The sequence below is a fragment of the Halorubrum trapanicum genome (assembly GCF_017873555.1).
In the GTDB taxonomy this organism is placed as follows: domain Archaea; phylum Halobacteriota; class Halobacteria; order Halobacteriales; family Haloferacaceae; genus Halorubrum; species Halorubrum trapanicum.
The window spans coordinates 57,675-71,544 of the sequence record NZ_JAGGKE010000008.1 but is presented as its reverse complement, the minus strand read 5'-3'; the positions used below and the strand labels follow the sequence as shown (position 1 = coordinate 71,544).

Below are 13,870 nucleotides of genomic sequence, written 5' to 3'. Positions count from 1 at the left end.
GAGTGAAACGGAACGCGTCCGGACCGCGAAGCGGTCGCCGTGCCGAGGTCCCGCTACCGCTCTCGGAACCCGTCGATCCCAAGGTCGTGGAGAGCGGCCGAGACGTCCGCGACGCCCGCCGTCTGCTCGTCGTGGAGGTCGACCAACCGCTCCTCGATCTCGTCGTGTTCGCGCGCGAGCACCTGCGCCGCCGACAGCGCCGCGTTGTACGACTTCCCGGCGTCGACGGCGACGATCGGCGCGCCCGTCGGCATCCCGATGACCGAGTCCACCGACTTCTCCTGGACCGGCACGCCGATCACGGGCACCGGGTACGCGACGGAGGCGGTCATGTTCGGCAGGTCGGCGGACTTCCCGCCCGCGCCGGCGACGATCACGTCCAGCCCGCGGTCGGTCGCCGTCTCCCCGTACGCGTACATGAGTTCGGGCGTGCGGTGCGCGGAGACGACGTAGCTCTCGTAGGTGAACCGCGCGTCCGGCGCCTCGCCGAAGTCGGTCTGCTCCGCGAAGCCGAGGTCGTCGAGCGCCTCGTAGGCGTCCTCCATGACGGGGAGGTCCGAGTCGGAGCCCATGATGATCCCCACGTCGGGGGTGGTCGCCGGGTCCGCGTCGGCCGCCGCTTCAGCTTCGAGCCGGTCGATCAGGTCGTCCACCGTGGTCATGGACGAGGGTTCGGCGGAGGGCTACAAGGAACTCCCGGATGCGGCGACCGGTCTCGGCTCGGTCGGTTCGTTGTTCCCTGCCCAACCCTTATCACCCAAATCGCACGAAGTGTACAGCAATGGCAAGCTCGACGGAAAACGGAACCGACCACGAAGGCGAGATCCGCCTCTGGCGAGACGAAGGGTGGTGGATCGCCCGGGACGTGGGAACGGGCGTCACGACGCAGGGAGAGTCCCGGTCCGACGCGCTGGAGAACCTCGACGAGGCCGTCGCACTCCATCGGGGAGAGGTCGGCCGCGAGCCGACCGACGAAGAGCTTCGGGAACTCGGGATCGATCCCGAGGAGAACGCGACCGGAGACGCGAAGCCGCCCGACGTCCTCGAATAGCGTGGCGAGGCGCACGTTCTCCGGTCGGGAGGTCGTGAAGGTACTCGTCAACCGCGGTGGATTCGAGTGGCGACGGACTACAGGTGACCACGCACAGCTCTACTACGAACACCCGACGAACGAGACAGACAAGCGGCACGTCACGGTGCCACTACACGACGAACTTCGGGAGGGAACGCTCAGGAATATCGCGGACGACGCCGGAGCGCACGAGTTCGACGCCTTCTGCGCGTGGGTCGACCGCAACTCGTGAAAGCCGACCGGTCCGCGGCTACGCGTCCCGGAACGTCAGTCCGTCACGGAGGTCGCGCGCCCGAGAAAGTAGGGCGTCGCGGTCGGTCTCGCCGTCGCCCGGTGAGTCCGCCTCCCGCTCCGTCACCGTCAGGTGACCCATCTTCCGAAGCGGGTACACGTCGTCTTTGCCGTACCAGTGGAGGTCGGCGTCGGGCGCCGCGAACACCGCCTCGACGCCGGACAGCGTCGCCGGTTCGGTCTCCTCTACGTCGCCGAGCACGTTCGCGGTGACCGCGGGCGCGACGAGGTCGGTCGGGCCGAGCGGCCACCCGAGGACGGCGCGGACGTGGTTCTCGAACTGCGAGGTGCGCGCGCCCTCGATCGTCCAGTGACCCGAGTTGTGCGGGCGCGGCGCGATCTCGTTGACCAGCACCTCCCCGTCGCGGGCCTCGAACAGCTCGATCCCGAAAACGCCCCGGCCGTCGAGCACGTCGAGCACGTCGCGTGCGACCGACTCGGCCTCGGCGACGACGGCGTCGTCGGCCCGGGCGGGGCTGAGGCTCTCGCGGAGGATCTCCTCGCGGTGGACCGTCTCGGTGACGGGGTAGGTCCGGGTCTCGCCGTCCGCGCCCTTCAGCCCCATCACGGCGATCTCGCGCTCGAAGTCGAGGAACTCCTCGACCATCGCGGCGCCGCCGACCGCATCGAGCGCGGCGGCGGCCTGGTCGGGCGTCTCGACCGGGACGTTCCCGCGGCCGTCGTACCCGCCCTCCCGGGCCTTCAGCATCACGCCGCCGAACTCCTCGACGACGCGTTCGAGTCCCTCGGCGGTCGCGACCGCGACGAACTCGGGGACGGGGATCCCCGCGTCCGCGAGCGCCTCCTTTTGAACCAGTTTGTCCTGGATCATCTCTAAGGTGGCCGGGTCGGGGTGGACCGGTACGCCGTGTTCCTCGCTCGCGGTCGCGAGGACCGCCGGGTCCGCGAGTTCGATCTCGAACGTCAACGCGTCGACGCGGGCCGCGAGCCGATCGATCGCGTCAGCGTCGTCGAAGTCGGCGACGATCTGGTCGGCCGCGACGGGCGCCGCCGGACAGTCGGGCGTCGGGTCCAACACGACGAGGTCGACGCCGAGCGGCGCGGCGGCCTCGGCCAGCATTCGGCCCAGCTGTCCGCCGCCGACGACGCCGAGCGTCGGTCCCGGCAGGGTGATCGACATGTGCGAGTAGGTACTGAACAGGAGTGAATAAGTATTACCAAAACTGGTGTCCGAATACGCATACATACGGATCACGTTCGGCGGAGCGCACCGCCTCGACGCGTTCGAGCGCCGCGGTCGGGCTGGATCGGTAAGCCGGGCGACGGCGGGTCAGACGGAGACGCGTTCGAGGTCGCTTTCGAGGCCGTCGACGAACTCGTTGTACGCCTCGACGAACCCGCGGAACCGGTCCGCGTACTCACGGACGTCGGCCGCGGAGGGCGCCTCGTACTGCGAGAGGAGGTAGAGTCCGCCGGAACCCCCGACCCGGAGGTACGAGACCGCCCCCTCGTCGTACTTCAGCTCCCAGCGGTCGCCCTCGACCCGAGCCGTGAACGTCCCGTAGTCGTCGCTCTCGTAGCGGTGGACCTCCCCGGCGATGACCGCGCAGGTCTCGCGGATCCGATCGAGGACGCGGTCGCGCTCGGCCACCAGCCCGTCGGTGGTCGCCGGCTCGGGGAACTCGGCGCTCACGCCGTCGAGGACGCCCGACAGCGATTCGACGTGGTCGTTCCACGCCGCCACGAACGCCGCGTAGTCGGCGAGGGCCGTCGCAAGCGCCGCCGGCTCCGGCGGCTGCTTCGTCGAGATCACGTACGTGTCAGAGCCGGAGTCCGGCGAGAACAAGAGGAACTCCAGCTCGCCCGCCTCGTACTTCACGGTCCACTCGCCGCCGGGGGTAGAGAGGGTCTCGCGGCCGTAGTCGCCCCCCCGGAGCTGAGCGAGCTGGTAGGCGATCCGTCCCGCGTGGTCGCGCACGGCGGCGACGAGCTCGTCGCGGCGCTCCGCGACCGCCGCGGCGTCCCGGACGTCGATGTCGATCCCGAGGTCTGCCTGCGTCGTCACGGTCTCAGTGGGCGCGCCACGCGGTTAATCGGTTCGGGTCCGCGCCCGACCGCCGAGCGCCGCCGCCGTCCGTTCGAGCGCGGTCACGCGATCGTCTCGCGCAGCTCCCGGATCCGATCCGGTTCGTCGACGCCCGAGCGGATCACGACCGCGGAGACGGCGTCGCCGTCCGGGACCGGCGCGTCGCCGCTCAGTATCGCGTCCGAGCCGGTCTCCTCGGCGAGCCAGCGCCGCCCGTCGGCGATCGCCTCCCGGTTGAGCCACGCGGGCGGGCCGCCGACCACGAGCAGGGTGCGGTCGGCCCGGCCCTCGGGGACCTCGATCGTGTTCTTCCCGCGGGTCGCCTTCCGGATGACCGTCTCGATGGCCGACACCGCGGCGCTCGCGTCGACCTCGGCCGGCTCCGAGGAGCCGAACAGCCCGAGACCGAACCGCGACCCCTCGTCGGGCGACTCCACCTGCTGTGTCGCGTGGCCGATCGCCGCGATCTCCCCGTCGCTTCCCACCGCCCGGGCGACGTCGCTCGCGTCGAGCACCTGCTGGGGCGTCGCCGTGCCGTCGGGGGTCTCGCCGGCGCCGAACAGCGCCGCGATCCGCTCGGCGGCGACCCCGTTGAGCCGGTCGCGGGCCCCGCCGAGCGTTTCGCCGGGGCGGAGCCACGCCGCGTTGTCGAACGGGAAGACCGCCGCGCAGCGGTCCGAGAGCGCGTCGAGGGTCCGCGCGGCGTTCCGCTCGGCCAGCGGGCGGTGTGGAGTCGGCGGCGCCGGCTCGTTCCCGGATGAGGTCGCGGCGCCGGACGGCCCGGCCGACGCGCTCCCCGGACCGTCGCCGTCGTCCGGTTCCTCGGTCTCGCTCGGGGTCGGCAGGAACCCGAACGCGTAGACGGGGGCGTCGTAGAGCCGCGACAGCTCCTCGGCGAGCGCGGGCGCCGCGCCCGCGCCGGCCCCGCCGCCGAGTCCGACGACGATCAGGAACGCCTCGGCGAGCGACGGTCGCTGGTCGTCCATCGCCCTGCCAAGCTCGCTCGCGTGCGCGTCCCCGAGGCGGCGCCCCGCGTGGAGGTCGCCGCCGAGTCCGTCCCCGCCCGCGGCGTCGCCGAACCGGTACCGGCGCTCCTCGCCGAGCGCGTCCAGCGTCCCGAGCGCGTCGGTGTCGGTGTCGAACGCGTTGACGCCCGCGAGGAACGGGTCGGGGTCGTGCTCGGCGGCGAGCCGGTCGGCGATTCGCCCCCCGGCCCCCCCGAGACCGATGACGTGTACTCGCATACGTGCCCCGGTCGTCGAGCGGGGATATATGACTTCGGCTCGCCGCGAACTGCGGCCGGACCGCCGAGCGCCCGCGCGGACTCAGAACTCGTCGATCCGGCGCTGGCTCTCGGGAACCTCGGGTCCCGGATCCGGATCCGCGCCGAGCAGGCGCAACAGCGCGGTGTCCGCGAACGTCAGCGCCAGCACGAGGATGATCGGCGCGAGGAACAGCCCGTGGAAGCCGAACACGACCGGACCGAAGATGTACGCGAGCATGAGCAGGCCGACGTGGGTCGTCTCGCCGCTGAAGTACGGTCGGAGGACGATGTCGGGGATGGTGTCGACGACCACGACCGCGACGGCGAGGAACCCGGCGACGTACGCGAGCAGCGAGATCTCGCCGTCGAGCGCGATCGGTATCGACATCGCCGCCGCGATCGGGATGTAGACGATCTTCATCCCGATCACGGGGATCAGGCTGGCGACGCCGGTGAGCGCGCCCGCGAGGGTCGGGTACGGGATCTCGACCGCTGCGGGGGCGACCGCGTTGTACCCGAGGTAGGTGACGACGGCGATGATCGAGATGGCGATGACGTTGAGCAGGTTCCCGTACAGCACCGCCTCCAGCTCCGCGTCCGCGGTTTCGAGGTACTCGCGGACGATCGCGTCGTCGTCGAACCTGAGCAGCCAGTCGTGGAACCGGGAGCCGTCGATGAGCAGGTAGTACGTGACGATGACGGTGATGATCAGGTTCAAGGCGAGCCCGGAGAGCGTGCTCGCCAGCAGCGACGCCTGCTCGGAGACGAGGTCGATGAGAGGGTCGAACTGCCCGGAGCGGTACGCCGCGAGCAGCTCGTCCATCGTCGGGTTCGACAGCTCCGCGAGGTCGGCGATCACCGAGTTCTCCGCGCCGATGGTGTCGGCCACGGGGTACTCCTCGATGAACCGCCGCGCCTCTAAGATTAGCAACACCAGCGTGTAGCTCACCAGTCCGATGAGCGGCACGCCGATGACCGACAGCGACACCACCGCGCGGATCCGGGCCGGCAGCCGGAAGCGTTCGAGCCGGTGGTAGAAGCGCCGCGTCGAGTAGTAGAGGAAGACGCCGACGGTGAGCGGGGCGACGAACCGATAGGCCACGTAGCCGGAGACGATCGCGACCGCGAGACCGAAGAGGGCGACGACGAACCGCTTTTCGTCCATGGGACACGGTCGCCAGCGCTCGACATAAACCATGGTGGTCGCTGCGGGGGCAACGAGACCGAGAACGCGGTCGCGTCGATCCCAAAGCCCCTAACGGCGGGGAGTGAAGGGGGACCTATGAGCGATATTCACCCGGACCAGCGCGTCGCGGTGCTGGCGGACTCGCAGAACCTGTATCACTCCGCACAGAGCGTCTACTCGCGGAACATCGACTACGCCGGCCTGCTCGAGGGGGCCGTCGCGGACCGGTCGCTCGTCCGGGCCATCGCGTACGTGATCCGCGCCGACTCGCCCGAGGAGGAGAGCTTCTTCGAGGCGCTCCGCGACATCGGCTTCGAGACGAAGATCAAGGAGATCAAGACGTTCGCGGACGGCTCGAAGAAGGCCGACTGGGACCTCGGGATGAGCCTCGACGCCGTCTCGCTCGCGAGCCACGTCGACACCGTCGTCCTCTGTACCGGCGACGGCGACTTCGCGCGGCTCTGCTCGCACCTCCGCCACGAGGGGGTCCGCGTGGAGGCGATGGGGTTCGGCAACTCCGCCGCCGACGAGCTGATCGACGCCGCGGACGACTTCGTCGACCTCGCGGACGACGAGGAGCAGTTCCTGCTGTAGTCGACGGCGCCGGCAGCGCGTCTTCCTACTCGTCGCAGAGCAGCGCCGTCACCGCGCGCTCGACCGTCTTCGCGGCCGCCTCGATCTCGCTGACTCGGACGTACTCCCGCTCGGCGTGCGCGACCGCGCCCGCCTCGTCCGCGAGGTCGCCGGGACCGAACACGACCGTCGGCGCCGGCGCGAAGTACGACGCCTCCGTCGCCGCGCCGAACGGCCGAACGTCGCCGCCCCGCTCGCTCGAGAGACCGACCGCGTCGCCCGCCTCGCGCGCCGCGCCCGCGACCGCTCGGACGAGTTCGTGGTCCGGATCCGTCGCGAACGCCTCTAAGAAGGGCGACTCGCGGTCGGTGAGCGCGACCGCGACGCCGACGCCGTCGCGGTCGCCGGCGGCGGCCGCGAGCGACTCCCGGACCGCGTCCGCGAGCGACGACCGGAACTCCGCGGCCGTTTCGGGCGGGACGCTCCGCCGGTCGACCGTGATACCGCAGTCCGCGGGCACCTGATTGGTGGCCGCGCCGCCCTCGACGACCGTCGGGGTGAGCTTCGGCGGGCCGAGCTGCGGGTGGGCGTCGGCGCCCACGTCGAACGTCCGGATCGCGGCGAGCGCGTCCTCCGCGGCCGCGACCGCGTTCGCGCCGGCGAACTCCGCGGCGTGCGCGGCCGTCCCCGACAGCTCGACGGTCGCCTGGAACCGCCCCTTCGCGGCGGTACACGCGTCGAGCCCGGTCGGCTCGCCGACGAGGTACAGGTCGCCGTCGAGCCGGTCGTCGGTCCCCGGGAGCCGCCCCGTCAGCGCCGCCGCGCCGAGCGACAGCGCCTCCTCGTCGGGCGTGAGCGCGAGCGTGACCCGCCCGCGGTCCGGGTCGGCGGCGAGGAATCCCGCAAGGAGCGCCGCGAGCGGTCCCTTCGCGTCGCAGGCGCCGCGCCCGCGGAGTACCTCCTCGATGGCCCCCTCGCTCGACGCGGAATCCCCGCGCTCATCTTCTCGCGCTTCCCCCCGCTCGAACGGGACGTGCGGCGTCACCGTGTCGAGGTGGGTGTTCAACACGAGGTGCGGTCCCGCCTCGGGCGCCGGAGAGCGCTTCTCCGCGAGGACGCAGCCGTCCGCGACGACCGCGGGGTCGGCGCCGCGAGCGTCCAGCAGGTCGACGACGAACTCGCGCACCTCGTCGACCGACTCGTGGGAGGGAATCTGAACCGCGTCTTCGAGGAACGAGACCGGATCGAAGTCGGATCCCCCATTCGAGCCGGAACCGGCGCCGATCCCGCCGCTCATCGTGGATCGGCGGGGAGCGTCCCAGAGAACTCGTGGGCGACCGGCCCGGTCAGCGTCGCGTGGCCCGCGTCTGGAACGGTGATCTCCAGCTCGCCGCCCGGCGGACGGCTCACGGCCGAGTCGCCGTCGATCAGCCCCAGCCGGCGGGCGGCCGCGACGACCGCGACCGCGCCGGTGCCGCAGGAGCGCGTCTCCCCCTCGACGCCGCGCTCGAAGGTGCGCTGGTCGAGGACCGCCGGCCCGTCGCCGCTCCCGTCGTCGACGACCGCCGCGAGGTTCACGTTCGCGCCCTCGGGGAAGACGTCGGCGTGGCGGACCGGCGGCGCGACAGATTCGAGATCGACCGCGTCGATGCCGTCAGGGTCGTCGCGGCCGCCGTCGACGAACGCGACCGCGTGGGGGACGCCGGTGTTGACGGCGGTGACGGTCACCCCCTCGACCGGCTCGTCGACCAGCGGCCCGTCCGCGAGGGCGCGCTCGCGGGCGACCGGGACGCGGCGGGGGTCGAACGTCGGCACGCCCATCTCGATGGTGGCCGCGCTCGCGTCCGCGGTCACCGTCGCGCGCCGGGTGCCGGCCTGCGTGTCGATCATGAACTCGCGGTCGCCGGTCCGGTCGTGCGCCCACCGGGCGACGACGCGGGCGCCGTTGCCGCACATCGTCGCGGTCGAGCCGTCCGGCTGGACGAGCGTCATCACGACGCGCGTCGGGTCGAACCGCTCCGCGAGGCTGAGGAAGAGGACGCCGTCCGCGCCGCACCGACCGGTTCCCACGTCGACGCCGGTCTCGCGGTCGCAGTGCGCGCGGGCGAACGCCGCGCGGTCGCCGACGTCCTCGGCGGCCGCGTCGACGACGAGGAAGTCGTTGCCCGTGCCGTGGTACTTCTCGACCGGGACGGCGTGGACGCTCATCGGTCCGCCCCCGTTCGGTCGTCACCGCGAGTCGCCTCCGGTCGGTCGCCGCCGGAGGTCGCCTCCCGTTCGACCGTCGTCAGGTCGGAGAGCGTCTCTCGGCGGCGGGCGACCGTCGCGGTTCCGTCGTCGAGCGCGACCTCCGCCGGCCGCGGTCGTGAGTTGTATTGACTCGCCATCTCGTATCCGTACGCGCCAGCGACGCCGACCGCGAGGCAGTCCCCGCGGGCCGGCTCGGCGAGCGCTCGGTCTCTACAGAGGGTATCGCCGGTCTCACAGATAGGTCCGGCGACCGTGACAGGGGTTGCCTCCCGCTCGGCGGGGGCGGGAGCGTCGCCCCCGTCGCGTTCCCGGCCGCCTCCCAGATTTCGGATCGGGTGGTACGCGTCGTACATCGCCGGGCGCAGGAGGTCCGTCATCCCGGCGTCGACGCCGACGACCGTCTCGTCGGGCGTCGGCTTCACGGCGTTCACCCGCGTCAGGAGGACGCCGGCGTCCGCGACGACGTAGCGCCCTGGCTCTATCGCGAGGTCGGTGCCCTCCGGGAGCGGCGCGACCGCCTCGCGGGTCGCCTCCGCGACGGCCGGCAGGTCGAGCGCCGGGGCGTCCTCCTCGTAGGGGACGCCGAACCCCCCGCCGACGTCGACGTATTCGAGGTCGACGGGGTCGGCGTCGGAGGCCGCGTCTGGGCCGCCGGAGGAGCCGGCACCTGCGTTGCTCGGACCCGCCAGCTCGCGCGCCAGGTCGCCCATCCGCGCGACCAGTTCGCGGTGGCTGTCCAGCTGGTCCGGGTCGATGCCGGAGCCGGCGTGGGCGTGAATTCCGACCACGTCGAATCGCTCGGCCGCCGCTCGGGTCGCCTCCGCGGCGCGGTCGTACGGGATCCCGAACTTCGCGGCGCCGCCGGTGGTGACCTTCTCGTGGTGGCCCGCGCCGACGCCGGGGTTCACGCGGACGCAGACTCGACCGTCGTAGCCGCGCTCCGCGAGGCGGTCGAGGGTGTCGGTCGCGCCGACCGTGACGGTCAGCTCCGGCTCCGCCTCGGCGACGCCGGCGACGTAGTCGAGGTCTCGGGCGGGGGGGTTGACCGCGGTGTAGTGGAGCCGAGACCCGTCGAAGCCGGCCGCGAGCGCGCGGTCGACCTCGCCCGCCGAAGCGCACTCGGCGTCGAGTCCGGCGTCGCGGACCGCCGCTAAGACGGCGCGCCCGGTGTGCGCCTTGACGGCGTACCGCACGTCCGCGTCGGGGAACGCCGCGAGCAGGCGCTCGCAGTTCTCGCGGACGCGGTCGAGGTCCTGGACGTACAGGGGCGTGTCGTGCTCGGCGGCGAGGTCGCGCAGGCTATCGGCGTCCCAGTCGCTCACGCGGCGGACCGGCGGGTTACCCTCCGTGGGTTCTGCGATCGGTTCGGCGGCCGCGTCGCGGTCGCTCATTCGCGGAGGGCGTCCTCCCGCCGCGTCGCTTCGAGGGTGTCCTCCTCGACGCCCGTCGCCACGACCGCGGGCTTGTACGCGCCGCCCTCGAAGAGGTCGTGGTCGCCGACGGACGACTCAACCATCCGGGTGAACGCCCGGCGCTCGGCCGGGAGGTGGCCGTAGATAATTTCCTCCTCGACGAGGTCGTAGACGGGGATCCGCGGCGTGAGGAGCGTGTTCTCGCCGACGATCGAGTTCTCGCCGACGCGGAAGCCCGAGGTGACCCGGCAGCCGGCGCCGAGCGAGACGCCGTCCTCGATAATTACGGGCGCGTCCTCGACGGGTTCGAGGACGCCGCCGATCAGCGTGTTGGCGCCGAGCTTGACGTTCTCGCCGAGCTGCGCGCAGGAGCCGACGGTGTCACAGGAGTCGACGAGGGTGCCGTCGCCGACGTACGCACCCATGTTGACGAACGAGGGGCTCATCATGATGCAGTCGCTCCCGAGGTACGCGCCGCGCCGGATCGCGGTCCCGTCCGGCGTGTTCCGGGTGCCGCGCTCAGCGAGGTCGTCGGTGTCGCGCAGCGGGAGCACGTCGTGGTAGGTGACGCCGCCGTACTCGCGCGGCTCCGTCTCGCGCAGGCCGAAGTTGAGCAGGATCCCCCGCTTGACCCACTCGTTGGCCTCCCACGAGGTCACGTCGTCGCCGGTCTTCTCGGCCGCGCGGACCTCGCCGGCCTCCAGCGCGGCGAGGAACTCGTCGACGACGGCGGCGTCCTCGTCCGTCGCGTCGGCGGCGGTCAGCCCGTCCTGATAGCGGTCCCACAGATCGGATACGTCGGCTTCGAGCGTCATTGGGTAGTGTATGGATGAGTGGCGGTATTTATTCGTCGATGTTCGTATGTACGTGAGTTATTCATCGGTGCCACCGACGTCGCCTCCCTCCCCGCCGTCCAACACGTCGCCGAACCCGTACCAGCCCGGGTCGCTGTCGGCGAGCCACGCGGCGGCGTCGATCGCCCCCTCGGCGAACACCCCGCGGTCGCCGGCGCGGTGCGTCAGTTCGAGCGTCTCGCGGTTCCCGGCCAGCAGGACCTCGTGTTCGCCGGTCACGTCGCCCGCGCGGCGGGCGTGGACGCCGACCTCGCCCGGGCTCCGCGGCGCGTCGCCCTCGCGGCCGTGGACGCGCTCGTCGAGGTCGGGGCGCACGGCCTCCACGTCGTCGAGGATCGACTTCGCGGTGCCCGAGGGGGCGTCGCGCTTCGCGTTGTGGTGCGTCTCCGTCAGTTCGACGTCGTAACCCGGGAGCGCGGCGGCGGCCTCGCGGACCGCCCGGCGGAGCGCGGCCACGCCGCGCGCGAAGTTCGACGCCTTGAGGAGGGGAACCGCCTCGCTCGCGGCCCGGAGGCTGTCGATCTGGGCGTCCGCGAAGCCGGTCGTCCCGGTCACGAGCGGGACGCCGGCGTCGGCGCAGGTCTCGGCGTACGCGACCGCCGAGGTCGGCCCGGTGAAGTCGACGAGGGCGTCCGGCTCCTCGTCCGCGAGCAGTTCGGCGAGGTCGGCGCGTACAAGCCCGCGACGCCCGCGACGGGGTCGGTCGGTGTGCGGTTGACCGCGACCGCGACGGCGACGCCCTCGCGGCCGGCGGCCGCTTCGATCACCTCGCGGCCCATGCGACCGCCCGCGCCGGTGACGGCGATCGACAGATCTGCTCTGCTCATTCCGCGCCCCCCGTCGCCGCCGGGTCGACGGCCGTCGGGTCGATCGTCCCCGGCGCGCGCTCGTCGTACGCGGCCAGCAGGTCGCGGAGCGACTCGCGGCGGTCCTCGGAGAGCCGCGAGAGCGGCGAACGAACGTGCGGCCCGCCGCGCCCGCGGACGTGCATCGCCTCCTTCACCGGGATCGGGTTCGTCTCGGCGAACAGCTCGCGGACGAGCGGCGACAGCTCGTGGTGAAGCGTCCGCGCCCGGTCGTAGTCGCCCGAGAGCGCGGCGCCGACCATCGCGCAGGCGCGCTCCGGCTCGACGTTGGCGACGACGCTGATCGTGCCCGTGCCGCCGATAGAGAGGACGGGGAGCGTGAGTCCGTCGTCGCCCGACAGCACCGCGAACGCCTCGTCGCGGGTGCGCTCTATCACCTCGCTGATGAGGTTCAGGTCGCCGGAGGCCGCCTTGTACCCCCGAATGTTCGGGTGTTCCGCGAGTTCGACGGTGACGTCGACCGGGATCGACTGGCCCGTGCGACTCGGCACGTTGTAGACGATCTGCGGGAGGTCGACCGCGTCGGCGATGGTCCGATAGTGGTCTAAGAACCCCTGCGGCTCGGGCTTGTTGTAGTACGGCGAGATGAGCAGCAGGCCGTCGGCGCCCGCGTCGGCCGCGCGCTCCGAGAGCGAGAGCGCCTCCGCGGTGTTGTTCGAGCCGGTGCCCGCGATCACGGGGATGTCGTCGAGCGCGTCGCGGACCGTCTCGATCACCGCGACGTGCTCGTCGTGGCTCATCGTCGCCGACTCGCCGGTCGAGCCGACGGGGACGACGCCGTCGACGCCGGCGCGTTCGAGGTAGCGGGCGTTCTCGGCGAGCTGGTCGTGGTCGACCGCGCCGTCGTCGGCGAACGGCGTGGTCATGGCCGGATACACGCCCTCGAAGGGGGCGTCGGTCCTCTCGCTGTCCGTCTCCTCGTGCGTCGCGTAGGGTGTCGTGGTGGTGGTGTCCGTCATGGGTGCTGCGGTGAGTTCGGATCGGTGGGTCCGGGTCGGTGAGGACCCGGGTCGCTCAGCGGACCGGTGCGCGCGGGTCGGGGGTCGTCCGGGACGGGGTCGCCACTCCCGCCGGCGGACGGATCACGCGCGTTTCTTCGAGAAGAGCCGCGTCGCTGGCGTCGACGGCTGACCGCGTGCGGACGCGGATCGAGTCACACCGGCATATGGATCGCTCTCGCGCTTATACGTTGTGCCTCGGGTCGAAACTGCCGCGGCGGTCGCCGAGGGACCCGCTTCCCGGGATACCGATCCGGGACCGGTCAGGCCCCGAGCAGGTCCGCCAGCTCGTGGAGCGTCTCGACGGTGACGTCCGGATCGCCGCCGAACGGCTCCCACGGCGTTCCCTTCCGGTCGACCCACGCGGCCCGCATCCCGGCGTGGCGCGCGCCAAGCACGTCGAACCAGCCGGCGGTCGTGTGGACCACCTCGTCGATCGGCGTCCCGGTTCGGGCCGCGCCGTGGCGGTAGATCTCGGCGTCGGGCTTGAACGTCTCCACCTCGTCGGCGCTGATCGCGTCCTCGATCAGGTCCGCGATGTCGGCGTGGTCGACGAGCGACGCGAGCATCTCGGGGTCGCCGTTCGAGAGGACGTAGCAGTCGTAGCCGGCGTCGCGGAGGCGTCGGATCGCGTCGCGCACGTCGTCGAACACCTCAAGCTCGTGGTACACCGCGAGGATCTCGTCGCGCTCGGCGTCGGAGAGGTCGACGCCGTGCGCCGCGAGCGCGTACGTCAGCGCGTCGCGGTTCACCTCGTAGAACGGCTGGTAGGCGTCGACCGCGTTCGCGACGAACGTGTACGCCAGCGACCGCGACCGCCACAGCCGCGACACCGGCTCGGGGTCGGCGACGCGGTCCGCCAGCGCGGCCTCGGCGGCCTCGACGTCAACGAGCGTGCTGTACGAGTCGAACGTCACCGTCGAGACGCGGTCGGGGTCGAGCGCCATGCGCGAGACCACAGCCGGCGGCGGGATAAGCGGCCGGGGCGCCGGTAGGCTCCGTCGCGGTTGGGCCCGCGGGTCGCTCCGGTCGTCGAGCGGCGACCCGGTCGCTCGAG

At 72.1% G+C, this 13,870-nt stretch carries 14 protein-coding genes and 1 pseudogene; 3 read left to right on the top strand and 12 right to left on the bottom strand.

Going from position 1 to position 13,870, the window contains the following annotated elements; genetic code table 11:
• Positions 1-53 precede the first annotated feature (53 nt).
• Positions 54-662 carry a 5-(carboxyamino)imidazole ribonucleotide mutase gene (gene purE / locus J2744_RS10115; protein ID WP_210113238.1) on the bottom strand — a complete coding sequence of 203 codons (609 nt, stop codon included), beginning with the start codon at positions 660-662 and terminating at the stop codon, positions 54-56.
• A 119-nt stretch (positions 663-781) separates the two neighbouring features.
• Between purE and J2744_RS10110 the strand changes: the two genes are divergently transcribed.
• A complete protein-coding gene (locus J2744_RS10110; protein ID WP_210113237.1) occupies positions 782-1,051 on the top strand; it encodes a type II toxin-antitoxin system HicB family antitoxin in 270 nt (89 codons plus the stop codon).
• 1 nt (position 1,052) lies between these two features.
• Positions 1,053-1,304 carry a type II toxin-antitoxin system HicA family toxin gene (locus J2744_RS10105; protein ID WP_210113236.1) on the top strand — a complete coding sequence of 84 codons (252 nt, stop codon included), beginning with the start codon at positions 1,053-1,055 and terminating at the stop codon, positions 1,302-1,304.
• 18 nt (positions 1,305-1,322) lie between these two features.
• On the opposite strand, the gene J2744_RS10100 is transcribed toward J2744_RS10105, so the two are convergent.
• From J2744_RS10100 to J2744_RS10085, 4 genes are all read right to left on the bottom strand, one after another.
• Positions 1,323-2,504, bottom strand: coding sequence for a 5-(carboxyamino)imidazole ribonucleotide synthase (locus J2744_RS10100; RefSeq protein ID WP_210113235.1), 1,182 nt, complete (start codon positions 2,502-2,504; stop codon positions 1,323-1,325).
• A gap of 150 nt (positions 2,505-2,654) precedes the next feature.
• Positions 2,655-3,389: a hypothetical protein gene (locus J2744_RS10095; RefSeq protein WP_210113234.1), complete on the bottom strand. Its 735-nt coding sequence runs from the start codon at positions 3,387-3,389 to the stop codon at positions 2,655-2,657.
• Between the two features lie 83 nt (positions 3,390-3,472).
• Positions 3,473-4,654, bottom strand: a complete 1,182-nt coding sequence (locus J2744_RS10090; protein ID WP_210113233.1) for an FtsZ/tubulin family protein — start codon at positions 4,652-4,654, stop codon at positions 3,473-3,475.
• A gap of 81 nt (positions 4,655-4,735) precedes the next feature.
• Positions 4,736-5,839, bottom strand: a complete 1,104-nt coding sequence (locus J2744_RS10085) for an AI-2E family transporter (protein ID WP_210113232.1) — start codon at positions 5,837-5,839, stop codon at positions 4,736-4,738.
• A gap of 117 nt (positions 5,840-5,956) precedes the next feature.
• On the opposite strand from J2744_RS10085, the gene J2744_RS10080 reads away from it, so the two are divergent.
• Positions 5,957-6,454 carry a LabA-like NYN domain-containing protein gene (locus J2744_RS10080; protein ID WP_210113231.1) on the top strand — a complete coding sequence of 166 codons (498 nt, stop codon included), beginning with the start codon at positions 5,957-5,959 and terminating at the stop codon, positions 6,452-6,454.
• A 25-nt stretch (positions 6,455-6,479) separates the two neighbouring features.
• Here J2744_RS10080 and J2744_RS10075 read toward each other — a convergent pair whose 3' ends face one another.
• From J2744_RS10075 to J2744_RS10045, 7 genes and pseudogenes are all read right to left on the bottom strand, one after another.
• Positions 6,480-7,730 carry a M20/M25/M40 family metallo-hydrolase gene (locus tag J2744_RS10075; RefSeq protein WP_210113230.1) on the bottom strand — a complete coding sequence of 417 codons (1,251 nt, stop codon included), beginning with the start codon at positions 7,728-7,730 and terminating at the stop codon, positions 6,480-6,482.
• Entirely contained in the window at positions 7,727-8,641 is a 915-nt protein-coding gene (dapF, locus tag J2744_RS10070) for a diaminopimelate epimerase (RefSeq protein ID WP_210113229.1), read from the bottom strand. The genes J2744_RS10075 and dapF overlap by 4 nt, the downstream gene beginning before the upstream one ends.
• On the bottom strand, positions 8,638-10,074 hold the full coding sequence (lysA, locus tag J2744_RS10065; RefSeq protein ID WP_210113228.1) for a diaminopimelate decarboxylase: 1,437 nt from the start codon (positions 10,072-10,074) through the stop codon (positions 8,638-8,640). Before lysA ends, dapF begins: the two co-directional genes overlap by 4 nt.
• A complete protein-coding gene (locus J2744_RS10060) occupies positions 10,071-10,910 on the bottom strand; it encodes a 2,3,4,5-tetrahydropyridine-2,6-dicarboxylate N-succinyltransferase (RefSeq protein ID WP_210113227.1) in 840 nt (279 codons plus the stop codon). Before J2744_RS10060 ends, lysA begins: the two co-directional genes overlap by 4 nt.
• 57 nt (positions 10,911-10,967) lie before the next feature.
• Positions 10,968-11,776: pseudogene (dapB, locus tag J2744_RS10055) on the bottom strand (4-hydroxy-tetrahydrodipicolinate reductase).
• The gene (gene dapA, locus J2744_RS10050) at positions 11,773-12,774 is read right to left on the bottom strand and encodes a 4-hydroxy-tetrahydrodipicolinate synthase (protein ID WP_210113226.1); all 1,002 of its coding nucleotides are present in this window, start codon (positions 12,772-12,774) and stop codon (positions 11,773-11,775) included. Before dapA ends, dapB begins: the two are co-directional and overlap by 4 nt.
• A 302-nt stretch (positions 12,775-13,076) precedes the next feature.
• Entirely contained in the window at positions 13,077-13,760 is a 684-nt protein-coding gene (locus J2744_RS10045; protein WP_210113225.1) for a haloacid dehalogenase type II, read from the bottom strand.
• Positions 13,761-13,870: the final 110 nt, after the last annotated feature.